A 21614-nucleotide genomic window follows, 5' to 3' on the forward strand; every position below is an offset into this window, starting at 1 on the left:
GGGAAGACGGGAAAGGCTGGCGCGCGGCATGCGTGTTTCCGAGCGTGAGTGAGCAGGGTGAGAGTACGACTCTCCCGTGAGTAGCCGCTCCGGAGACCCGGCTCAGATGACGAGTGAGCTACTGGGGGTAGCAGTTAGATGACGAAGAAGACGCGAATTCGCGTGGCGCGCGTTGCCGCAGGTGCGGTGATCGCTGCCGGCGCGTCGCTGGCGGCGGCCGGTGCGGCCTCCGCACTGAACGTGGGCCCGCTCTCCGTTGAGGTGAGCGCTGGCCTGGAGGACGACAAGCCGGGCGAGGGCGAGCCGTCGCAGCCCGGCGGCGGCATCGAGGACCCGTCGGACCCGCCGACGGAGCCGGGGCCGTCCGAGCCCGGTCCGTCGGAGCCGGGTCCGTCCGAGCCCGGTCCGTCGAACCCGGGTCCGTCCGAGCCGGGGCCGTCGAACCCCGGTCCGTCCGAGCCCGGTCCGTCGAACCCGGGCCCCTCGAACCCCGGTCCGTCGAACCCGGGCCCGTCCAACCCGGGTCCCTCGAACCCGGGCCCGTCCAACCCCGGTCCGTCGAACCCCGGCCCGTCCGACCCGGGCGGTAACGGCGGCACCAACGGCGGTGGCGCGGACGACACCAGCGGTGGCACCGGCCCGCAGGGCGGCAACACCGACCCGAACAACGCGGGCTCCGAGCCCGTGCAGCAGGGTGCGGCGAAGGAAGAGCTCGCCGAGACCGGCGCCATGGAGACGTCGTTCCTGGTGATCGGTGCCGCGACCATGATCGCCGGTGGCATCGGCTTCCGGATGCTGCCGCGTCTCGTCGGCGGCGGCCGTGCCGCCGTCTGAGGGACGACCGTCCCCGCTGCCGCGGTGACGCGGTAGCACCAGAGCGTGACGAAGGGCCCGGGGTGTGGCACAGCGCCCCGGGCCCTTTCACGTCATGTCACCGCAGGTGGGGCGTGCGGAACGCTCCGTACCCGCTCGACCGTGCCTCAGGCCGTACGCACGGCCAGCACGGCCACCGCACCGATCAGCAGCACCAGCAGCGTCACCAGTGCCGCCGGCGTCAGCCCCGCGAAGGGGCCCTGCTGCTGCAGTCGCTCGCGATTGGCCCGGCACACGGGGCAGCGACCCTCGGTGACCGGGGCCGCACAGTTGGCGCACACCAATCTGTCGTAGGTCATGCGCTCTCCTCTCCCGCGCGCGCAGCCGCCCTCACGGATCGTGGGCGCAGCTTCCTACGGGAAAACGCCCGGAAACACGCGACTGTTCCCCTACCACTGTGCCAGCTCCCGTCGCGTTCGGCGCGCGCCCCTGCGGGCCCCGCCCCGCCACCGCACGCCCCGCGGGCGTGACAAACCGCGCAACCCAGGCGGACGGCTGCCTAGGCAAGCCCCGTTCGCGTAGTGTCACGCACACCCTTACCCCCGGCCCGTGGTGTGCACCCGTGATCCGATTCGCCAGCGTCTCCAAGACCTACCCCAAGCAGAACCGCCCCGCCCTGCGCGACGTCTCCCTGGAGATCGCGAAGGGCGAGTTCGTCTTCCTGGTGGGCTCGTCCGGTTCCGGCAAGTCGACCTTCCTCCGGCTGATCCTGCGCGAGGAGCGGGCCAGCCACGGCACGGTCCACGTGCTCGGCAAGGACCTGGGCCGGATCTCCAACTGGAAGGTGCCGCACGTGCGGCGCCAGTTGGGCACCGTCTTCCAGGACTTCCGGCTGCTGCCGAACAAGACCGTCGCCGAGAACGTGGCCTTCGCGCAGGAGGTCATCGGCAAGCCCCGCGGCGAGATCCGCAAGGCCGTGCCCCAGGTGCTCGACCTCGTCGGGCTCGGCGGCAAGGAGGACCGGATGCCGGGCGAACTGTCCGGCGGCGAGCAGCAGCGCGTGGCCATCGCGCGGGCCTTCGTCAACCGGCCGATGCTGCTCATCGCGGACGAGCCGACCGGCAATCTGGACCCGCAGACCTCCGTCGGCATCATGAAGCTGCTGGACCGGATCAACCGGACCGGTACGACCGTGGTGATGGCGACCCACGACCAGAACATCGTCGACCAGATGCGCAAGCGCGTCATAGAGCTGGAGCAGGGCCGACTCGTGCGCGACCAGGCCCGCGGCGTCTACGGCTACCAGCACTAATCCAGCGCGAGAAAGGCTGAACGCACGCGATGCGCGCCCAGTTCGTACTGTCGGAGATCGGTGTCGGTCTCCGCCGCAACCTCACGATGACCTTCGCCGTCGTCATCTCGGTGGCCCTCTCGCTCGCCCTCTTCGGCGGCGCGCTGCTGATGCGCGAGCAGGTCGGCACGATGAAGGACTACTGGTACGACAAGGTCAACGTCTCCATCTTCCTCTGCAACAAGAACGACGCCACGTCCTCCCCGCAGTGCACCAAGGGCGCCGTCACCGGGGAGCAGAAGAAGCAGATCGAGGCCGACCTCGACAAGATGGGCGTCGTCGACAAGATCCACTACGAGAGCGCCGAACAGGCGTACAAGCACTACAAGGACCAGTACGGCGACACGCCCATCGCGGCCACGATCACCCCCGACCAGATGCAGGAGTCCTTCCGGGTCAAGCTGCACGACCCGGAGAAGTACGACGTGGTCGCCACGGCCTTCGCGGGCCGGGCCGGCGTGCAGTCGGTGCAGGACCAACGCAACATCCTGCAGAACCTGTTCGACCTGATGAACAGCATGAACATCGCCGCGATCGCGGTGATGGTCCTGATGTTGATCATCGCACTGCTGCTGATCGTCAACACGGTGCGGGTCTCGGCGTTCAGCCGCCGTCGGGAGACCGGCATCATGCGACTGGTGGGGGCGTCGAACTTCTACATCCAGATGCCGTTCATCATGGAAGCCGCGTTCGCCGGGCTGCTCGGCGGGCTGTTGGCCGCGGTGATGCTGCTCGTCGGCCGGTACTTCCTGATCGACAACGGCCTCGCGCTCGCCGACAAGATGCAGTTGGTCAACTTCATCGGCTGGGACGCGGTCCTCACCAAGCTCCCGCTGGTGCTCGCGATCGGACTGCTGCTGCCGGCCCTTGCCGCTCTGGTCACGCTGCGCAAGTACCTGAAGGTGTGACGTCCGCCCCGGGGCGCCGTGGCGGCAACGAGCCTACGGCGCCGGTGGCTTGTCCTAGACTCAGCGTCATGCCGGGCCCTGAGTTCCGCCCTCGGCCCCGCCGTTCCCGCCGCGGGGCGGCCCTGTCGTTGGTCTTCGCGACGGTGCTGGCCACCGGTGCCGCGGCCGACGCGCTGCCCCACGAACCCGAAGCCGAGCAGGACCACTTGACCGTGCGCCCGGTGGGCGCCGTGGTCGACCGGGAGGACGTGGCGCGGGCCGCCGCCGAAGCCGTCGCGGAGGGCGAATCCGCCACCCAGGCCGCCGAGGAGGTCGTCAGCCGCAGCGGCGACCGGTGGGGTTCGGTGTACGGCAAGGAGGAGTACGAGCAGTTCCAGCAGTCCCTGGACGGCGAGTACACCGGCGTCGGGCTGTGGGCCCGGCGCTCCGGCGACGGTCGGGTGGAGATCGCCAGGGTCCAGCCCGGCGGCCCCGCGGCGAAGGCCGGCGTCAAGGCCGGTGACCGGCTGCGCACCGTCGACGGCAGCCCCGTCGAGGGCCGCCCGGTCACGGACGTGGTGGCGCTGCTGCGCGGGAACGAGGGCACCGAGGTCGAGCTCGGCCTCCAGCGCGCGGGCAGACGCTGGACCGAGAGCCTGATCCGTACGACCCTGCCCAGCGAGTCCGTCACGGTCGAGCGCCTCGACGGCGGGGCGGTCAAGATCAAGGTCGTCTCCTTCACCCGCGGCTCCGGGAAGCGGGTGAAGGACGCCGTCGAGCACGCCCCCGACGGCGCCGGCGTCCTGCTCGACCTGCGGGGCAACAGCGGCGGTCTGATCACCGAGGCCGTCACCGCGGCCTCCGCCTTCCTGGACGGCGGGCTGGTGGCCACCTACGACGTGGACGGCGAGCAGCTCGCCCTGTATGCCGAGCCCGGCGGCGACACCGAGCGGCCCGTGGTGGCGCTGGTCGACGGCGGGACGATGAGCGCGGCCGAGATGGTCACCGGGGCCCTGAAGGACCGTGGTCGCGCGGTCACCGTCGGTTCCCGCACCTTCGGCAAGGGCTCCGTCCAGATGCCCAGCGCCCTGCCGGACGGCTCCGTCGCCGAGCTCACCGTGGGGCACTACCGCACCCCCGAGGGGCGCGAGGTGGACGGCAAGGGCATCGTCCCGGACGTGACCCCCGCGGAGGGCGAGAACGTCCAGGCCGAGGCGGAGTCGGTATTGACTGGCCTCGGTACGGGGTCGTAGTGCGAAAATGGCCGCACTATGGCTAAGGAAAAAGGGCGCAAGCTGATCGCGCAGAACAAGAAGGCGCGGCACGACTACCACATCCTCGACACCTACGAGTGCGGTCTCGTGCTGACGGGCACCGAGGTGAAGTCGCTGCGCCAGGGACGGGCCTCCCTGGCGGACGGCTTCGTCCAGATCGACAGCCACGAGGCGTGGCTGCACAACGTCCACGTGCCGGAGTACACCCAGGGCACCTGGACCAACCACAGCGCCCGGCGCAAGCGGAAGCTGCTGATGCACCGGGAGGAGATCGACAAGCTGGAGGCCAAGTCCCAGGAGACCGGTCACACGATCGTGCCGCTCGCGCTGTACTTCAAGGACGGCCGGGCGAAGGTCGAGATCGCGCTGGCGAAGGGCAAGAAGGAGTACGACAAGCGGCAGACGCTGCGGGAGCGCCAGGACCGGCGCGAGGCGGACCGGGCGATCGCCTCGGCCCGGCGGCGCCAGCGGGCCAAGGTCTGAGGTCCGTGGCTTGAGCTCCGAGGTCTGAGCTCCGAGGTCCGACGGCCTCGTCCGGGACCCTCGATATGTGCTGGCACGCGCCCGCGTCGGTCACGTACGATGGAGGTGTTCCGCAGGACGGGACGCCGGTGCACTTCGCCCCTTCTCGAAGGGACGCGGTGTGCTCATTGAAAAATCAACATGGGGATGATCGGTTTCGACAGCGGATGTCGAGGCAGGGGAAGCGAGCCGAGGAAGCGGCAATGATCTCGTAAACCATATGTCGCAAACAATAATCGCCAATACCAAGCGCGATAACTCCGAAGCCTTCGCCCTCGCTGCCTAATAAGCAGTAGGTCGAAGGTTTCTCTCATGGAGCGTCAGCCCGGGGCTGTTCCCGACCCGGATCCTGGCGTCAACTAGGGGACTAAACCTCTCAACCCGGTCACGGGGTTGAGCGGGAAATCAAACAGTGACTGAGCCCGTCGGAGACTTGTCCGTGTGATCTCCGGGGCTGAGAAAATCGCAGCGGACTGCGCTCGGAGAAGCCCTGTTTCTGCACCGTTGGACGCGGGTTCGATTCCCGCCATCTCCACTCATCCCATGTGGGCGAAGGCCCGGCCGTCACGACGGTCGGGCCTTCGTCATGCCCGCGGCGGCACCGCCCAGGGCCGCGGCCGCCACCGGCACCGCGAAGCCCGCCCCTGCGGGCAGGTGCTCCGCGCACCAGCCGGCCGCCGCCGAGCCCACCGCGATGCCGCCGAGCACCGCGGTCACCGCGAGCGTCATGCCCTCGGTCAGGCCGCTCCGCGGCGTCAACCGCTGCACCAGGGCCATCCCGGTGACCATGGTGGGCGCGGTCGCCGCCCCCGCCAGCAGCAGGCCGCCGGCGAGCAGCGCCGTGGCGCCGGTGCGGGTCGCCAGCAGCGGCAGCACCATCAGCAGCGACATGGCGACCAGACAGCCGACGAGCCGGCGCGGCAGGGCGCGGGCCGGCGGCAGCAGCCCGTACAGCAGGCCGGCGGCGCACGAGCCGCCCGCCTGGAGCCCCAGCACCAGCCCGGCCGCCGGGCCGTCCACGTACGCCAGCGTCGTCACCTCCAGCCCGCCGAAGACCACGCCCGTGGCGAGGAAGACCACGAGCAGCGCCGGCATGCCGCGCACCCGCAGCGGAGAGCGGGCGCCCGCGGCGCGCGGCGCGGGCGGCGGCTCCGTCGAGCGCTGCGCGGTGAACAGCAGCGTGCCCGTGACCAGCAGCGCGGTGCCGACGAGGGTGCCGGCCTCCGGGAAGAGCGCGGCGCACAGCAGCGCGGCGATCGCCGGGCCGGTCATGAAGCACAACTCGTCCAGGGCCTGCTCGAAGGAGTTGGCGGTGTGCAGGGCGCCGGGGTCGTCCCGGTGCAGGTGTGCCCAGCGGGCCCGGGCCATCCCGCCGACGTTGGGCGCGGTCGCGGTGGCCGCGTACGAAGCGAACAGCGTCCACGCCGGCGCGTCGAGCCGTACGCAGAGCACCAGCGCGAGCGCGCCGAGCGCCGCCAGCGCCGCGGCCGGCACGGCGACGCGGGCCTGCCCGTACCGGTCCACCAGGCGCGCGGTCCACGGCGCGACGAGGGCGGTGGCCGCGAGACCGGTCGCCGTCACCGCGCCCGCCAGGGCGTACGAGCCGCGGGAGCCGGCGATCATGACGACGGCGCTGACGCTGAACATCGCGAAGGGCAGCCGGGCGACGAGCGACCCCGCGGTGAAGGCGCCGGCGCCCGCAGGGGCGAGCAGCCGACGGTAGCGGTGCGCGGCGAACGAAGGGAGGAACGGGGTCCGTTGAGCCATGCGAACAGGATCTGTGCAGGTCAGAGCCGTGGTCCAACACCTCTCGGATGCCCATTCACGCACCTCGGTTGTCAGTAGTACGGTCCGCTCGTGCCTCACGACATCGAGCCCCGGCTGCTGCGCGCCTTCGTCGCGGTCGCCGAGGAACTCCACTTCACCCGGGCCGCCAGCCGCCTCTACGTCGCTCAGCAGGCCCTCAGCCGGGACGTGCGGCGGTTGGAGCGGGAGGTCGGTGCGGAGCTCTTCTCCCGCACCACCCGGTCGGTGGCGCTCACGGTCGAGGGGGAGCGGCTGTTGCCGTACGCCCGTGCCGTGCTCGCGGCCCACGACGAGTTGCGGGCCGCGTTCCGCGCCGAGGAACGACCGCTGGTGGTGGACGTCAGCTCCTGGGCGAGCACCGCCGCGCGGGTGCTGGAAGAGGCCCGGCGGAGCGCGCCGGAGCTGGAGTTGGTGGCCTGCTTCCACAGCGGGCTGACCGGCGCCGCCGCGGACGTCCTCGCCGGGCGGGTCGACGTCGCCTTCGGCCGGGTCGCGGGCCTGGACGCGGCGGTGCGCGCCGGGCTGGACGACATCCCGGTGCGCTACGAGCGGATGGCGGTGCTGCTGCCGGCGGAACACCGGCTGGCCGGCCTGGCGCAGGTGCCGGTGGCCGAACTCGCGGGGGAGACCCTGTACGCGGGCGCCGGCAATCCTGCGACCGCAGCGTGGACGGCGTTGGCGGACCGGCTGTTCGCGGAGTACTCCATCGCCATGGCCGAACCCTTCCCGGAGATAGCGGGACGGGACGAGTTCATCCGGGTGGTGCGGCGCCGGGGCTGGTCCGTACTGGCCAGCACCGAGTTCATCGCGGTCCCGGACATGGTGGTGCGGCCCCTGGTGGACCCGGTGCCGCTGTCCCCCGTGTCGCTCGTACGGCGCCGGGGGCTGCGCCACCCCGCGGTGGACGCGCTGCTCGCCGCGGCCCGTCGACTGGGCGCCGCCGAAGGATGGCTGGAGCGTCCCGACGCCGAGTGGTGGCTGCCGGAGGAGGACCGGCGGGCGATGGAGCGGGGTGCTGCGGTGCGGGGCGCGGTGTGCGGCGGTGCGGGGCGCGGTTGAGGTTCGGCCATCTCGGTGACTTCGTACGGGAGTTCGTGCCCGGACACTGCACCGTTCGGGCGCTCCGACCGTCTATAGGTGGTGACCGGGCATCAGGCCCGTCACCACGACACGATCGGGAGAACGATCAGATGATCTCAGCCAAGGCGAGCAGGGGCACGGCTCTCGGAGCGGTCCTGCTGTCGCTGCTGACGGTGCCGGCGCAGTCCGCGACGGCGGCGCCGGCTCCTGCTGCGAAGCCCCGGGCCGCCGCGGAGCCCGCGCCCGACCTCGAAGCGCTGCGCACCGCGCTGAAGGCGGCGCTGGCGAACGGCGCGCCCGGCGCGATGGCCCGGGTCGACGACGACGGCGCGGTCCACAAGCTGACCGCGGGCGTCGCGGACCGCGCGACGGGGCGGGCCATCAGTACGAGCGACCGGTTCCGCATCGGCAGCGTCAGCAAGACCTTCACCGCGGTCGTGCTGCTCCAACTCGTCGACGAGGGCAAGGTGAACCTCGACGCACCGGTGAACAGCCTGCTGCCCGGGCTCGTCGACCAGCGGATCACCGTCCGCCACCTGCTGAGCCACCGCAGCGGGCTGTACGACTACACCAACGACATGTTCGCCCGCACGGTCCCCGGCTTCGAGTCGGTCCGCAACCGGGTCTTCAGCTACCGCGAACTGCTGGACCTCTCCCTGGCGAAGCCGCTGACGGTGACGCCCGGCACGTCGTACTCGTACTCCAACACCAACTTCGTCGTCGCGGGCATGCTGATCGAGAAGATCACCGGGCGCGATGTCGCGACGGAGTACCGCGAGCGGATCATCGACCCGCTGGACCTGGACGACACCTCTTACGTCCACCCCAGCACCGCGATCGCCGGCCGCCACACCAAGGGCTACCTCACGCCCGACGAGGCGGGCGCGCCGCTGGTGGACTCCTCGTACCAGACCGCGTCCTGGGCGCAGAGCGCCGGCGCGGTCATCTCCAGCACCCGGGACCTGAACACCTTCCTCTCCGCGCTGATGGGCGGACGGCTCACCTCCGCGGCGCAGTTGGCGCAGATGCAGCAGTGGGTGCCGGTGAACTCGACGCAGGGGTACGGGCTGGGGCTGCGGCGCCGCGACCTGTCGTGCGGGGTGTCGGTGTACGGGCACACGGGGACGGTGCAGGGGTACTACACGTTCGCGTTCGCGGCGAAGGGCGGCGGGCGGGCGGTGACGTCGGTGGCGAACACGTCGAACAACGGGACGGTGCTGAACGTGCTGCCGCGGACGTTGGAGGCGACGTTCTGCGGCAAGCAGGCGGGGGCGGCGCGGGTCGCGGCGGCTCCGGCCGAACGCTTCGAGGACGTGGCGCCCTCGATCCCCCGCGAGTGAGCTGACCCGCGTCGTTCCCACGCCTGGTGACGGCTTGCCCGCGCTCCTGGACGTCCCCGCGGCTTCCCTGCGGGTGCCGTCAGTCCTTGCGACCCGGTGGTGGGTTGTCCGCGCAGTTCTTCCCCCTATGCCCAGAGGGCATGGGGGACCCCCAGCGCCCCTAAGAACCCGTCCTCTGCCCCGCAGGCACATGACGGGGGAAGCGAATCAGGGGCGCGGGGAACTGCGCGACAAACCACGTTCAAGTCGCAGAGACCGACAGTCCGGCAGAGCTACGGCGAGGTCGTCTGGGGCGCTGGGGTGCCCCGTGCCCGCAGGGCACAGGGGGCGGAACTGCGCGAGCAACCAACCACGGTCCGCGGACGAACGAGGGGTTTCAGGGGCGCGGGGAACTGCGCGACGAGCCCACCGCCGGGCTGCAGAGACCGAACTTGCCCGCGGGGCTACGGCGGGTATGTCGGAGAGCGTTGAGGGTGCCCGCAGGGCACAGGGGCGCTGGGGTCCCCCACGTCCTCTGGGCATAGGGGGCGGAACTGCGCGGGCAACCCACCACCGGGCCGCGGAGGCCATCACGCCCGCGGGGAGACGGCGAAGGTCTCAAGAGGGACCGGGGGCGCTCGGGAACCGGTGCGTGGGGGCGGGGGGTTTTCGGAGCGGCAGCGCGTTGGCACTCTGGAGGGCGGGGCTTCCGCAGTCAGACCGGGTGGTGACGGCGCATGGCAACGAGCGCGGCGCACGCAGTGCACACGGCGCACAGGGGCGACCGCTGGCGGTTCGACGCCGGGCGGGTCTGTCTCGACCTGCTCGCCACGGCCGAAGCGGAACCCGCCGACGGGGTCGGCAGCGGCAGCGGCGACGGCCACCCGCAAGAACCCCTCGCCGTCGACGGCCGCCTCAGCCGCTGGCTCGTCGGCGCCCGCCTCGTACCCGTCGACACCCCCCTCCCCGCCTGCGGCCCCCGCTGGGTCGAGCGCTTCGTCGAGTTGCGCGGCCACCTCGCGCAGGTGGTGCGCGCCGAGATCGAGGGGCGGCCGGCCGGGCCCGCGCTGGAGCGGATCAACGCATTCGCCGCTGGTGCGCCCCCGGCCGTACGGGCCGTCCGCGGCCCCGGCGGCGAGCTGGTGCGGGCGCTCGCCGCCGCCCCCGAGTGCGGCGAACTGCTCGCCGCCGTCGCGCGCGACGCGGTGGAACTGCTCACCGACCCCGTCGCCCGCGCCGCCCTGCGGCAGTGCGAGGGCGAGAGCTGTCGACGGGTGTACGTGGACACTTCGCGCGGTCGTCGGCGGCGCTGGTGCTCCAGCGAGGTGTGCGGGAACCGCGAGCGGGTGGCCCGCCACCGCCGCCGCGCTGCTGAACTGCGGGCCGTCTCGTAATACGGGCGGCACCCGTCTCGTATTACGGGCTGCGCCTGTCTCGCGGCCCATACTGGAACCCGTGCCGTAACTCAGCTCGAAACTCGGCCAGGAGCCGGTCCTGAAATCACCCCACCGCGCCCCGAATTCCGGGCCGAATCGCCTGCGTATCGCCCGAATTCGGCGAAAGGGATGTGAAGAAATGTAGCTCCCGTTGAATGGCCCGGCGGTCCCGTCCGTAAGTGACGAGGACGAAAGTCCCGTCAACTCAGGGTCTCGACCGGGAGGTTCAGGTGCGCAAAGATGCCGCCGTGGCCGATGACCGTCCGCAGAGGGCACGCCATCGCAGCGACAGACCGCGCTTCGACGCCTCAGTGCCCGATGAGGAGTTGATGCGTGCGCTGTACAGCGAACACGCCGGCCCTCTGCTCGCATACGTACTGCGCCTCGTCGCCGGCGATCGCCAGCGCGCCGAGGACGTGGTGCAGGAGACGCTCATCCGTGCTTGGAAGAACGCCGGTCGGCTAAACCAGGCGACCGGCTCTGTCAGACCCTGGCTGGTGACGGTCGCCCGGCGCATCGTCATCGACGGCCACCGCAGCCGGCAGGCCCGGCCGCAGGAGGTCGACCCGTCGCCGCTGGAGGTCATGCCCGCGGAGGACGAGATAGACAAAGCGTTGTGGCTGATGACGCTCTCGGACGCGTTGGACGATTTGACCCCGGCGCACCGGGAAGTACTTCTTGAAACGTACTTCAAGGGGCGTACGGTCAATGAGGCGGCCGAAACGCTCGGCATACCCAGCGGTACGGTGCGGTCTCGGGTTTTCTACGCGTTACGGTCCATGAAGCTCGCGTTGGAGGAGAGGGGGGTCTCGGCATGACGACGCGGGGGGAACAGGAATCCGTGCACGACGCAGTAGGTGCGTACGTCCTCGGAATCCTGGAGGACGCGGACGCCACCGAGTTCGAGGCACACCTCGCCGGTTGCGACGTCTGCGCCGCCCACCTCGACGAGTTCGCCGTCGTGGAGCCGATGCTCGCCGCACTCGCACAGGCGACCCCGCCGCCCGGCGCCCCCGTCATCGTCCCACTGGCCGGGACGCCGAGTTCCGGATGGCAGGACGTGCCCGCGCTGTCGCCCGTGCCGGCGCTCTCCGCACCGCCCTCCCGCCGGATGCTGGAGGGCCTGTTGGACGAGGTGGCCGCCAAGCGGGCGGCCCGGAGCCGCCGCAGCATGTACCTGATCGCGGTGGCGGCCGCCCTGATCCTCCTCGCGCCCTTCGTGACGTACGCCGTCATCGGCGACGGCGGCGAGCAGCACGGCCGCGCCGAGCCCCACCCCACCTCCCCGGCCGAGGACGCCTTCCTGCACCACATGGACGAGAAGGTCACCGCCACCGACGCCGGCACCCGGGTTTCGGCCACCGTCGGCATCGAGAAGAAGGGCTGGGGCACCCACGCCGTCCTGGAACTCAAGGGCGTCGTCGGCCCGCTGAAGTGCCGTCTCATCGCCGTGTCCAAGTCCGGCGTCGAAGAGGTCGTCACCTCGTGGGCCGTCCCGAAGTGGGGGTACGGCATCCCCGACGGCCCCACCGTCGATTCGAAGAACCCGCTGTACGTCCACGGCGGCGCCGCGATGGAGCGCTCCGAGATCGACCGGTTCGAGGTGCGCACCGTCGACAATCAGAAACTGGTGGAAATCGACGCGTGACCGGTCCGTGACCGCCGCCTGACAGACGCGTCCCCTTCGCGTACGGTTGACCGCTGCCCAGTGCACGTCAGAAGGGGGCCTCGGTGGCCAAGCACAATGCCGCTGTGGACACGGCCGGCGACCCGGCCGACGCGGCGGCCGACGCGGGCGGGGACTCGCTTCGCGACCGCGAGATCGCCGTCGAACAAGTACACCTGGACCGGGTGTACCGGCGTCTTGAGGAGAAGATCCACGACGCCGAGTTCCTGATGAGCGACGCGGCCAAGCTCAGCCAGGTGGGCACCCCCGGCGCGCTGGCCGAGCGGGACGCCCAGGTCTTCCGCGCCGGCGTCCACCTCAACCGGCTGCACAGCGAGTACGAGGACTTCCTCTTCGGCCGCATCGACCTGCTGCACGGCAAGGACGGCAAGCGCGGCCCGGACGGTGCGTACACCTCAGTGGAGCCCGCGGACGACGCCGTGCGCCCGGACGGCACCGCGGACGTCGGCGAGACCCTGCACATCGGCCGGATGGGCGTGCTCGACGCGGACTACGCGCCCCTGGTGATCGACTGGCGCGCGCCGGCCGCCGCGCCCTTCTACCGCTCCACCCCGGTCGACCCCGGCCGGGTGGTGCGCCGCCGCGTCATCCGCTCCAAGGGGCGCCGGGTCCTCGGCGTCGAGGACGACCTGATGCGCCCGGAGCTGACCGCCAGCCTCGACGGTCAGGAGCTCGCGGTGATCGGCGACGGCGCGCTGATGGCGGCGCTGGGGCGGGCCCGCAGCCACTCGATGCGGGACATCGTCTCCTCCATCCAGGCCGAGCAGGACTTGGTCATCCGGGCGCCCGCCGCGTCGATCACGTACGTGGAGGGCGGGCCCGGCACGGGCAAGACGGCGGTGGCGCTGCACCGCGCCGCGTACCTCCTCTACCAGGACCGCCGGCGGTACGCGGGCGGGATCCTGATCGTCTCGCCGACGCCGCTGCTGGTGGCGTACACCGAGGGCGTGCTGCCGTCGCTGGGCGAGGAGGGGCAGGTGGCGATCCGCGCGGTCGGCAGCCTGGTCGACGGCGCGGAGGCGACCGCGTACGACGAACCCGCCGTGGCCCGCGTGAAGGGGTCCTCGCGGATGCTGCAGGTGTTGCGGAGGGCGGCGCGCGGTGCGCTGGAGGTGGCACCTGCCGCGCCCGCCGCACCGGTCGAGGACGACGGGCAGCTCTCGTTCGGGGACTTCGAGGACGCGGTCGACGAGGAGTCGCCGGCCCGTGCCGTACGGACCGACCTGCTGCGGGTGGTCGCCTTCGGGCGCCGGCTGGAGCTGGCGTCGGGCGAGCTGAAGCGGATCCGCCAGACCGTGCTCAGCGGCACCGCGCCCGTGAACCTGCTGCGGCCCCGGGCCCGTCGACTGCTGTTGGACGCGCTGTACGCGCAGTCCGGCGCGGTCGGCCGGCACGCGGACCCCGAACTCGCCGCCGAACTGCGGTCCTCCTTCGACGAGGACGTCACCGGCGAGGACTCGTTCACCGCCTTCCTGGACGCCTGGTGGCCCGAGTTGACGCCGCGTCGGGTGCTCGCCGCGATGGCCGACGAGCGCCGGCTCGGCCGCTGGGCGCGCCGGGTGCTGACCCCGGGCGAGGTCCGCCGGCTGGCGCGCTCGCTCAAGCGGGCCGGCGCGGACGGCACCGGGCCGCTGTCGGTGCACGACGTGGCCCTGCTGGACGAGCTGAACATCCTGCTCGGCACCCCGGCCCGCCCGAAGAAGAAGCGGGAGTACGACCCGCTGGACCAGCTCAGCGGCCTGGAGGAGCTGATGCCCCAGCGCGAGGAGACCCAGCGCGAGCGGGCCGAGCGCCTGGCCGCGGAGCGCACGGAGTACGCGCACGTCATCGTCGACGAGGCACAGGACCTCACGCCCATGCAGTGGCGCATGGTCGGCCGGCGGGGGCGGCACGCCACCTGGACGGTCGTCGGGGACCCGGCGCAGTCCTCGTGGCCGGAGCCGGAGGACGCGGCGCAGGCGCGGGACGAGGCGCTCGGCACCCGGCCGCGGCGGCGCTTCGAGCTGACGGTGAACTACCGCAACCCCGCGGAGATCGCCGAGCTGGCCGCGCGGGTGCTGGCGCGGGCGATGCCGGGGGCCGAGGCGCCGTCGGCGGTGCGGTCCACGGGCGTCGTGCCGCGCTTCGTGGCCGTGTCCGGCGACGGCGCGGGCCGGCGCGGCCGTGACGGTGCGGTGGGCGCGCTCGTACGGGCCGAGGCCGAGCGGCTGCTGGCACGGGTGGACGGCACGGTGGGCGTGGTCGTGGCCATGCACCGGCGCGCGGAGGCGGCCCGCTGGCTCGACGGCCTGGGGGACCGGGTGGTGCCGCTGGGCTCCCTGGAGGCGAAGGGGCTGGAGTACGACGCGACGATCGTGGTGTCCCCGGCGGAGATCGCCGACGGGACGGCGGTTGGCCTGCGGGTGCTGTACGTGGCGCTGACCCGGGCGACGCAGGAGCTGACGGTGGTCTCCGGGCTCCGGGACGAGGCGGACGGCGCGGGCGTGCCGGAGCTGCTGCGGCCCTAGGGGCAGCGGCCCGTGCGCCTCGCTCGTACGGCTTCGGGGGCACCTTCCCGGCGGGCCGCGCAACACGTGCTGGGCTGATGGGGTGTCAACCCGTGAGGGGGGAATCACTTACCGGGGTGGTTTGTTAGCCTGGGTGTGGCACCGGCTCGATCCAAGCCCCCGGGCCCAACCTTCGTCGCTTCGAGCGACCACTTGCCGCGAGGCGAGCATGGCGGGTCGGTGCCGCTTACGTCACGTACCACCAGGTCCGCGCCCCAGGAATGGGTGCGGACCTGGTGGCGTTTTGGGGTGCACCGGACGGTTGTGCTTCCAGTGCGGGGCGCTCATCTCGTATGGTGGAAGTTGGCTTTCGAAAACAAAACGACCACTATTACCAGCTACTCGCTGGTAGGTGCGACCATCGGATAGCGCTGCCGGGGCCATTCGTGCAAGAGGGCCGCGGCGGCGGTGCGGTCTTCAAGAAAAGCTAGGAAAGTTGAGGAATCCGGCCATGGCAACGGCGCCAAGCGTCTCGTACTCGATGACGGTCCGGCTGGAGGTGCCCGCGAGCGGAACCGCGGTCTCCCAGCTCACCACGGCCGTGGAATCCTCCGGCGGGTCCGTGACCGGCCTCGACGTGACCGCGTCCGGTCACGAGAAGCTGCGGATCGACGTCACCATCGCCGCCTCCTCCACCGCCCACGCGGACGAGATCGTCGAGGGGCTGCGCTCCATCGAGGGCGTCGTCCTCGGGAAGGTCTCCGACCGGACCTTCCTGATGCACCTCGGCGGCAAGATCGAGATGCAGTCCAAGCACCCGATCCGCAACCGTGACGACCTCTCGATGGTCTACACCCCGGGCGTGGCCCGGGTCTGCATGGCGATCGCCGAGAACCCCGAGGACGCCCGCCGCCTCACCATCAAGCGCAACTCCGTCGCCGTGGTCACCGACGGCTCCGCCGTGCTCGGCCTCGGCAACATCGGCCCCAAGGCCGCGCTGCCCGTGATGGAGGGCAAGGCGGCCCTCTTCAAGCGCTTCGCCGGCATCGACGCCTGGCCGCTGTGCCTGGACACCCAGGACACGGACGAGATCGTCGCGATCGTCAAGGCGATCGCCCCCGGCTTCGCCGGGATCAACCTGGAGGACATCTCCGCGCCGCGCTGCTTCGAGATCGAGGCCCGGCTGCGCGAGGCCCTGGACATCCCGGTCTTCCACGACGACCAGCACGGCACCGCGATCGTCGTCCTCGCCGCGCTCACCAACGCGCTGCGGGTGGTCGGCAAGGCCGTCTCGGACGTACGGGTCGTCATGTCGGGCGCCGGCGCCGCCGGTACGGCCATCTTGAAGCTGCTGATCGCGGCGGGCGTGAAGCACGCCGTCGTGGCCGACATCCACGGCGTGGTGCACGCGGGCCGCGACGACCTCGTCGACGCCGCCCCGGGCTCCGCCCTGCGCTGGATCGCGGACAACACCAACCCCGAGGGCGTCACCGGCACGCTCAAGGAGGCCGTCGTCGGCGCGGACGTCTTCATCGGCGTCTCCGCGCCCAACGTCCTCGGCGCCGAGGACGTCTCCGCGATGGCCGACGACGCGATCGTGTTCGCGCTCGCCAACCCGGACCCCGAGGTCGACCCGGCCGTCGCCCGGCAGACCGCCGCCGTGGTCGCCACCGGTCGTTCCGACTTCCCGAACCAGATCAACAACGTGCTGGTCTTCCCGGGCGTCTTCCGCGGTCTGCTGGACGCGCAGTCCCGCACGGTCAACACCGAGATGATGCTGGCCGCGGCCGCGGCCCTGGCCGACGTGGTGACCGAGGACGAACTCAACCCGAACTACATCATTCCGTCCGTCTTCAACGACAAGGTCGCCGGGGCCGTCGCCGGTGCCGTGCGCACCGCGGCGAAGGCGGCTGGCGCGGATGTGACGGGTTCCACGTCCGCCTGACCTCCGGCGCGTCGCGGGGTCCCGGGCCCCCGCCACCGATCTAGGGTGGCCGGACCACGGACCGGGCGGCTCCGGTGAGTCCCCGCCGTGTCGACGGAACGTCACCACCGCGAGGCAGTGGCGCTTTTCGTGTGACCCAGGAGGGTGCCGGATTGGCGTTCGCGCCGTCGGTGGAGGCAGGATGCTGCTCCGAGGACCTGCGTCCCTGGGGAGTTTCACCAGACAGGGCGGGGTTCACTGACGGACCCCCGGTTCGGGGGAGTGTCAGAGGGCCCTGGCAGCATCGGCTTCGACTCACGCCTCACAGGCAAGAAGAAACACGGGAGTAAGAACATGAACCGCAGTGAGCTGGTGGCCGCGCTGGCCGACCGCGCCGAGGTGACCCGCAAGGACGCCGACGCCGTGCTGGCCGCCCTTGCCGAGACCGTCGGCGAGGTCGTCGCCAAGGGCGACGAGAAGGTCACCATCCCCGGCTTCCTGACCTTCGAGCGCACCCACCGTGCCGCTCGCACCGCGCGCAACCCGCAGACGGGCGACCCGATCCAGATCCCCGCGGGCTACAGCGTGAAGGTCTCGGCCGGCTCGAAGCTGAAGGAAGCGGCCAAGGGCAAGTAAGTCCCCGGGTCCCTCCGGACACGCCCTCGGCCCGTGGCGCCCAGCGACGGGCCGGGCGCGGGACGCGGGAGCTTGCGGACGGACGCTTGAGCACAAACGCAAGGGCGGTCACCACCGGGTGGTGACCGCCCTTGGGCGTTGCTGCGGCCGTCAGCCGAGCCGGCCGGACGGCAGCTCGACCTTCGCGCCGAGGTCGCCCAGCTTCTGCATGAAGTTCTCGTAGCCGCGGTTGATCAGGTCGATGCCGTGCACCCGGGACGTGCCCTGCGCCGCCAGCGCGGCGATCAGGTACGAGAAGCCGCCCCGCAGGTCCGGGATGACCAGGTCGGCGCCCTGGAGCTTGGTGGGGCCGGAGACGACCGCGGAGTGCAGGAAGTTGCGCTGGCCGAACCGGCAGTCCGAACCGCCCAGGCACTCCCGGTACAGCTGGATGTGCGCCCCCATCTGGTTCAGCGCGGAGGTGAAGCCGAGCCGCGACTCGTACACCGTCTCGTGGACGATGGAGAGCCCGGCGGCCTGGGTGAGGGCCACCACCAGCGGCTGCTGCCAGTCGGTCTGGAAACCGGGGTGCACGTCCGTCTCCAGGGCGATCGCGCTCAACGAGCCGCCCGGGTGCCAGAAGCGGATGCCCTCGTCGTCGATCTCGAAGGCGCCGCCGACCTTGCGGTAGGTGTTCAGGAACGTCATCATCGAGCGCTGCTGGGCGCCGCGGACGTAGATGTTGCCCTCGGTCGCCAGCGCCGCCGACGCCCAGGAGGCGGCCTCCAGCCGGTCCGGCAGCGCCCGGTGCGTGTAACCGCCGAGGCGGTCGACGCCCGTGATGCGGATGGTGCGGTCGGTGTCCATGGAGATGATGGCGCCCATCTTCTGCAGGACGCAGATCAGGTCCTCGATCTCCGGCTCGACCGCCGCGTTCGACAACTCCGTGACGCCCTCGGCGAGGACGGCGGTCAGCAGCACCTGCTCGGTGGAGCCCACGGAGGGGTACGGCAGCCGGATCTTCGTGCCGCGCAGCCGCTGCGGGGCCTCCAGGTACTGCCCGTCGTCCCGCTTCTCGATCTTCGCGCCGAACTGCCGCAGCACGTCGAAGTGGAAGTCGATCGGCCGGCCGCCGATGTCGCAGCCGCCGAGACCGGGGATGAACGCGTGGCCCAGGCGGTGCAGAAGCGGGCCGCAGAAGAGGATCGGGATGCGGGAGGAGCCCGCGTGCGCGTCGATGTCGGCGACGTTCGCGGACTCGACGTGCGTCGGGTCGAGCACCAGCTCGCCCGGCTCCTCACCGGGCCGGACCGTCACCCCGTGCAACTGGAGCAGCCCGCGCACCACCCGGACGTCACGGATGTCCGGCACGTTGCGCAGTCTGCTCGGTTCACTGCCCAGGAGAGCGGCGACCATTGCCTTCGGCACCAGGTTCTTGGCGCCGCGGACGCGGATCTCGCCCTCCAGCGGGGTGCCGCCGTGGACAAGCAGTACATCGTCTGTGCCGGTCATGGATCTCGCGTTCCGGAGTGGTCGGGCAGTGGGACAGAGAAAAGGGTAAGGGGCGGGGGGCGGTGCCCCGTAAGGCCGAGGAGGGTCCCGGTACGTAATGATTTCGGTACAGCACGCTGTGTCCCCGCGCGGCGCCACAGCGTGACCCCCTGCGGGGTGCGCGTGCGGTCCGCGCTCTCGCCGTGCGGCGCGCTCCTGTCCGGCGTCCGCGGGCTGGGGCATGGGGCAGGGGCTTTTAGGGGCGCGGGGAACTGCGCGACAAGCTCACCACCGGGCCGCAGAGACCAAACTTGCCCGCAGGGCTACGGCGGGTATGTCAGGGTGCGCCGGAGGCGGGGCGCGGAGCGGAGCACCCGGCGCTGGGTGGGTTTCGCCGCAGCGGGCCCGCAGCCGGGCCCGATGCGGGATCATGTGTCGCATGACCGAGGTGTCCTCGCTCACAGGGCGACTGCTCGTCGCCACACCGGCACTCGCGGACCCGAACTTCGACCGCACCGTCGTCCTCGTCCTCGACCACGACGACGAGGGCTCCCTCGGCGTGGTCCTCAACCGCCCCACGCCCGTTGGCGTCGGCGACATCCTGGAGTCGTGGGCCGCGCTCGCGGGCGAGCCCGGGGTCGTCTTCCAGGGCGGACCCGTCTCGCTCGACTCCGCGCTCGGCGTCGCCGTCATCCCGGGTGACGAGGGCCCCATCGGCTGGCGGCGGGTGCACGGGGCGATCGGCCTGGTCGACCTGGAGGCGCCGCCCGAGCTGGTCGGCGCGGCGCTCGGGTCGCTGCGGATCTTCGCGGGGTACGCGGGCTGGGGCCCCGGCCAGTTGGAAGCCGAACTGGACGACGGCGCCTGGTACGTCGTCGACTCCGAGCCGGGCGACGTGTCGTCACCGCGGCCCGAGCAGTTGTGGCGGGCCGTCCTGCGCCGCCAGCGCAGCGAGCTGGCGATGTTCGCGACCTATCCGGAGGACCCCTCCCTCAACTGATGCCCGGGGACCACCAGCCCCGTCTCGTACGCCGCGATGACCAACTGGGCCCGGTCGCGCGCGCCGAACTTCCCCAGCAGATTGCTGACGTGCGTCTTCACCGTGGACAGGCCCACGTACAGCCGGCGGGCGATTTCGGTGTTGTTCAGGCCGCGGGCCACCAGCTCCAGGACCTCGCGCTCCCGGCCGGTGACCGCGGCCAGCGCGCCGGCGTCCGGGCGGCCCTGCGGCGGGCGCAGCGCGAACTCGGAGATCAGCCGGCGCGTCACGCCGGGGGCGATCAGCGCGTCGCCGGCCGCGACGACGCGTACCGCGGCGAGCAGTTCCGCGGGCGGGGCGTCCTTGAGGAGGAAGCCGCTGGCGCCCGCGCGCAGCGCGCCGTACACGTACTCGTCGAGGTCGAACATGGTGAGCATCAGCACGCGGGTGCCGGCCGTCTCGGGTGAGGCGCTGATGCGGCGGGTGGCCTCGATGCCGTCGGTGCCGGGCATCCGGACGTCCATGAGGACCACGTCGGGTCGGGTGCTCCGGGCCAGCCGCACGGCCTCGTCGCCGTCCGCCGCCTCCCCGACGGGGGAGAGGCCCGGCTCGGCCTCCACCAGCAGCCGCAGGCTGCCGCGGAGCAACGCCTGGTCGTCGGCGACGAGCACCCGGATCACGGGCCCACCTCGACATGCGTGCGGGCGGCGTCGGGGCCGGTCGCAGGGCCGTCCGCGGGGTGGCGGACGCGGTCGTACGGGATGGTCGCCCGGACCTCGAAGCCGCGGGGCGCTCGCGGGCCGGCCGCGAAGACGCCGCCGTACAGCGCGACGCGCTCGCGCATGCCCACGATGCCGTGGCCGTCGGGCGCGGGGCCGCGGGGCGGGCCCTCGTCGGTCACGACCAGGTGCACCGCCGTGCCGTCGGCCTCGACCGCGATCCGGCACGGGGTGTCCGGGCCGGCGTGGCGCAGGACGTTCGTCAGGGCCTCCTGGACGATCCGATGGACGGTGAGGCCGACCCCTTCGGGCAGTCCTTCGAGGCCGTCCGCGGTCAGCTCGGCGCCCGCACGGGCGGCCAGCTTCGGCAACTCGGCGACCGTGGGGGCGGGGGCGAGCTCCGCGGGGACGCGCTCGCCGGTCTCCGTGGCGCGCAGCACGCCCAGCATGTGCCGCAGCTCGGTCAGGGCCTCCCGGCCGGTGGCCTCGATGACCCGCAGCGCGTCGCGGGCCGCGTCGGGCCGGGTGCGCCCCACGTGGTTGGCCACCCCGGCCTTGACGACGATGACTCCCATCGAGTGGGTGACCACGTCGTGCAGCTCGCGGGCTATGCGCAGCCGCTCCTCGGTGACGGCCCGCTGCGCGAGCTGCTCGGCGGCACGGATCGCGAAGGCGCGCCGCTCCCGGGCCGCCCGGCCCAGCTCCCACGCGCCCAACAGCGCGCCGAAGCCGAGGAGGAGCAGGCCGAGGCCGCTCGACCACCAGGCGCGGCCGCCCTCGCGCACCGGGCTGATCAGGGAACTCAGCGACAGCGCGGCGATCGCGAGCGCGGGCAGCCATCGCTGCCACCAGTGCTCGCGTGCGCCTTCCACGGCGACCGTGTACAGCGCGAGGGCGGCGGGGACGAACGGGTCGTGCACCGCGTCCAGCAGCATGCCGACGCAGGTGGCGACCAGGACGCAGGCGAAGACCGGCAGCGGCCAGAGCCGGCGGACCAGGACCGGCGCCACCGTCGCCAACAGCAGCAGCGCCGCGAGCCCGTCGGGGAGGTCCGACGCGCCGGCGTCCGCCGAACTCCCGGCACCGGTGGCCGAGACGAGGAGGAGATACGCGGCGACCGCGAGCCCGTCCCGCGCCACCAGGGCCGCTTTCGGTCTTCGGTGGACGGTCATCCTCCGACGGTAGACCGGCAGTTGGCGCCGCGCCTCCCCCGCCAGAGGGAGAC

The 21614-nt window shown here is 72.0% G+C and carries 19 protein-coding genes and 1 other RNA gene; 15 read left to right on the plus strand and 5 right to left on the minus strand.

Annotated elements, in window-relative coordinates:
• The first annotated feature begins 138 nt into the window (after positions 1-138).
• Positions 139-834: a hypothetical protein gene (locus ACH4E8_RS28675; RefSeq protein WP_398453545.1), complete on the plus strand. Its 696-nt coding sequence runs from the start codon at positions 139-141 to the stop codon at positions 832-834.
• A 146-nt stretch (positions 835-980) separates the two neighbouring features.
• Here the strand turns inward: ACH4E8_RS28675 and ACH4E8_RS28680 are convergent, their stop codons facing one another.
• Complete coding sequence (locus ACH4E8_RS28680; protein WP_398453547.1) at positions 981-1172, minus strand: hypothetical protein; 192 nt, start codon at positions 1170-1172, stop codon at positions 981-983.
• A gap of 263 nt (positions 1173-1435) precedes the next feature.
• Here ACH4E8_RS28680 and ftsE point away from each other — a divergent pair, with 263 nt between their 5' ends.
• The 5 genes from ftsE (at position 1436) to ssrA (ending at position 5385) form a co-directional block, all read left to right on the plus strand.
• Positions 1436-2125 carry a cell division ATP-binding protein FtsE gene (gene ftsE, locus ACH4E8_RS28685; protein WP_398453549.1) on the plus strand — a complete coding sequence of 230 codons (690 nt, stop codon included), beginning with the start codon at positions 1436-1438 and terminating at the stop codon, positions 2123-2125.
• Positions 2126-2154: 29 nt separating this feature from the next.
• Complete coding sequence (gene ftsX / locus ACH4E8_RS28690) at positions 2155-3072, plus strand: permease-like cell division protein FtsX (RefSeq protein ID WP_398453551.1); 918 nt, start codon at positions 2155-2157, stop codon at positions 3070-3072.
• Positions 3073-3140: 68 nt separating this feature from the next.
• Complete coding sequence (locus tag ACH4E8_RS28695; protein WP_398453554.1) at positions 3141-4304, plus strand: S41 family peptidase; 1164 nt, start codon at positions 3141-3143, stop codon at positions 4302-4304.
• 18 nt (positions 4305-4322) lie between these two features.
• Positions 4323-4808: an SsrA-binding protein SmpB gene (gene smpB / locus ACH4E8_RS28700; protein WP_398453557.1), complete on the plus strand. Its 486-nt coding sequence runs from the start codon at positions 4323-4325 to the stop codon at positions 4806-4808.
• Between the two features lie 182 nt (positions 4809-4990).
• Positions 4991-5385, plus strand: a transfer-messenger RNA (tmRNA) gene (gene ssrA, locus ACH4E8_RS28705).
• Between the two features lie 26 nt (positions 5386-5411).
• Here ssrA and ACH4E8_RS28710 read toward each other — a convergent pair.
• The gene (locus tag ACH4E8_RS28710) at positions 5412-6614 is read right to left on the minus strand and encodes an MFS transporter (protein ID WP_398453560.1); all 1203 of its coding nucleotides are present in this window, start codon (positions 6612-6614) and stop codon (positions 5412-5414) included.
• Positions 6615-6704: 90 nt separating this feature from the next.
• Here ACH4E8_RS28710 and ACH4E8_RS28715 point away from each other — a divergent pair, with 90 nt between their 5' ends.
• The 8 genes from ACH4E8_RS28715 to ACH4E8_RS28750 all read left to right on the plus strand — a co-directional run bounded on the left by ACH4E8_RS28715 (position 6705) and on the right by ACH4E8_RS28750 (position 17221).
• On the plus strand, positions 6705-7712 hold the full coding sequence (locus tag ACH4E8_RS28715) for a LysR family transcriptional regulator (protein ID WP_398453563.1): 1008 nt from the start codon (positions 6705-6707) through the stop codon (positions 7710-7712).
• Between the two features lie 131 nt (positions 7713-7843).
• Positions 7844-9073: a serine hydrolase domain-containing protein gene (locus ACH4E8_RS28720; RefSeq protein WP_398453566.1), complete on the plus strand. Its 1230-nt coding sequence runs from the start codon at positions 7844-7846 to the stop codon at positions 9071-9073.
• Between the two features lie 716 nt (positions 9074-9789).
• Positions 9790-10446 carry a CGNR zinc finger domain-containing protein gene (locus ACH4E8_RS28725; protein ID WP_398453569.1) on the plus strand — a complete coding sequence of 219 codons (657 nt, stop codon included), beginning with the start codon at positions 9790-9792 and terminating at the stop codon, positions 10444-10446.
• A gap of 272 nt (positions 10447-10718) precedes the next feature.
• The gene (locus ACH4E8_RS28730; RefSeq protein ID WP_398453940.1) at positions 10719-11306 is read left to right on the plus strand and encodes a sigma-70 family RNA polymerase sigma factor; all 588 of its coding nucleotides are present in this window, start codon (positions 10719-10721) and stop codon (positions 11304-11306) included.
• 23 nt (positions 11307-11329) lie between these two features.
• Complete coding sequence (locus ACH4E8_RS28735) at positions 11330-12136, plus strand: anti-sigma factor family protein (protein ID WP_398453572.1); 807 nt, start codon at positions 11330-11332, stop codon at positions 12134-12136.
• A gap of 104 nt (positions 12137-12240) precedes the next feature.
• Positions 12241-14682, plus strand: a complete 2442-nt coding sequence (locus ACH4E8_RS28740) for a HelD family protein (protein ID WP_398453942.1) — start codon at positions 12241-12243, stop codon at positions 14680-14682.
• Between the two features lie 490 nt (positions 14683-15172).
• Positions 15173-16606, plus strand: a complete 1434-nt coding sequence (locus ACH4E8_RS28745; RefSeq protein WP_398453574.1) for an NAD-dependent malic enzyme — start codon at positions 15173-15175, stop codon at positions 16604-16606.
• Positions 16607-16939: 333 nt separating this feature from the next.
• Complete coding sequence (locus ACH4E8_RS28750; RefSeq protein ID WP_004571953.1) at positions 16940-17221, plus strand: HU family DNA-binding protein; 282 nt, start codon at positions 16940-16942, stop codon at positions 17219-17221.
• A 150-nt stretch (positions 17222-17371) separates the two neighbouring features.
• On the opposite strand, the gene murA is transcribed toward ACH4E8_RS28750, so the two are convergent.
• A complete protein-coding gene (murA, locus tag ACH4E8_RS28755) occupies positions 17372-18712 on the minus strand; it encodes a UDP-N-acetylglucosamine 1-carboxyvinyltransferase (protein ID WP_398453577.1) in 1341 nt (446 codons plus the stop codon).
• Positions 18713-19130: 418 nt separating this feature from the next.
• On the opposite strand from murA, the gene ACH4E8_RS28760 reads away from it, so the two are divergent.
• A complete protein-coding gene (locus tag ACH4E8_RS28760) occupies positions 19131-19691 on the plus strand; it encodes a YqgE/AlgH family protein (RefSeq protein WP_398453580.1) in 561 nt (186 codons plus the stop codon).
• Here ACH4E8_RS28760 and ACH4E8_RS28765 read toward each other — a convergent pair.
• Together ACH4E8_RS28765 and ACH4E8_RS28770 are read right to left on the minus strand one after the other, a co-directional pair.
• On the minus strand, positions 19664-20350 hold the full coding sequence (locus tag ACH4E8_RS28765; protein ID WP_398453583.1) for a response regulator: 687 nt from the start codon (positions 20348-20350) through the stop codon (positions 19664-19666). The genes ACH4E8_RS28760 and ACH4E8_RS28765 overlap by 28 nt on opposite strands.
• Positions 20347-21561 carry a sensor histidine kinase gene (locus ACH4E8_RS28770; protein ID WP_398453585.1) on the minus strand — a complete coding sequence of 405 codons (1215 nt, stop codon included), beginning with the start codon at positions 21559-21561 and terminating at the stop codon, positions 20347-20349. Before ACH4E8_RS28770 ends, ACH4E8_RS28765 begins: the two co-directional genes overlap by 4 nt.
• Between the last annotated feature and the right edge of the window lie 53 nt (positions 21562-21614).

Source organism: Streptomyces sp. NPDC017979, assembly GCF_044328175.1.
In the GTDB taxonomy this organism is placed as follows: Bacteria; Actinomycetota; Actinomycetes; order Streptomycetales; family Streptomycetaceae; genus Streptomyces.

Excerpts from the sequence above, each read along its gene's own strand:
- murA (WP_398453577.1), bottom strand. The coding sequence starts at position 18,712 with ATGACCGGCACAGACGATGTACTGCTTGTCCACGGCGGCACCCCGCTG.
- ACH4E8_RS28770 (WP_398453585.1), bottom strand. The coding sequence starts at position 21,561 with ATGACCGTCCACCGAAGACCGAAAGCGGCCCTGGTGGCGCGGGACGGG.
- smpB (WP_398453557.1), top strand. The coding sequence starts at position 4,323 with ATGGCTAAGGAAAAAGGGCGCAAGCTGATCGCGCAGAACAAGAAGGCG.
- ACH4E8_RS28750 (WP_004571953.1), top strand. The coding sequence starts at position 16,940 with ATGAACCGCAGTGAGCTGGTGGCCGCGCTGGCCGACCGCGCCGAGGTG.
- ACH4E8_RS28745 (WP_398453574.1), top strand. The coding sequence starts at position 15,173 with ATGGCAACGGCGCCAAGCGTCTCGTACTCGATGACGGTCCGGCTGGAG.
- ACH4E8_RS28680 (WP_398453547.1), bottom strand. The coding sequence starts at position 1,172 with ATGACCTACGACAGATTGGTGTGCGCCAACTGTGCGGCCCCGGTCACC.
- ACH4E8_RS28720 (WP_398453566.1), top strand. The coding sequence starts at position 7,844 with ATGATCTCAGCCAAGGCGAGCAGGGGCACGGCTCTCGGAGCGGTCCTG.
- ACH4E8_RS28760 (WP_398453580.1), top strand. The coding sequence starts at position 19,131 with ATGACCGAGGTGTCCTCGCTCACAGGGCGACTGCTCGTCGCCACACCG.
- ftsX (WP_398453551.1), top strand. The coding sequence starts at position 2,155 with ATGCGCGCCCAGTTCGTACTGTCGGAGATCGGTGTCGGTCTCCGCCGC.
- ACH4E8_RS28695 (WP_398453554.1), top strand. The coding sequence starts at position 3,141 with ATGCCGGGCCCTGAGTTCCGCCCTCGGCCCCGCCGTTCCCGCCGCGGG.
- ACH4E8_RS28675 (WP_398453545.1), top strand. The coding sequence starts at position 139 with ATGACGAAGAAGACGCGAATTCGCGTGGCGCGCGTTGCCGCAGGTGCG.
- ACH4E8_RS28725 (WP_398453569.1), top strand. The coding sequence starts at position 9,790 with ATGGCAACGAGCGCGGCGCACGCAGTGCACACGGCGCACAGGGGCGAC.
- ACH4E8_RS28710 (WP_398453560.1), bottom strand. The coding sequence starts at position 6,614 with ATGGCTCAACGGACCCCGTTCCTCCCTTCGTTCGCCGCGCACCGCTAC.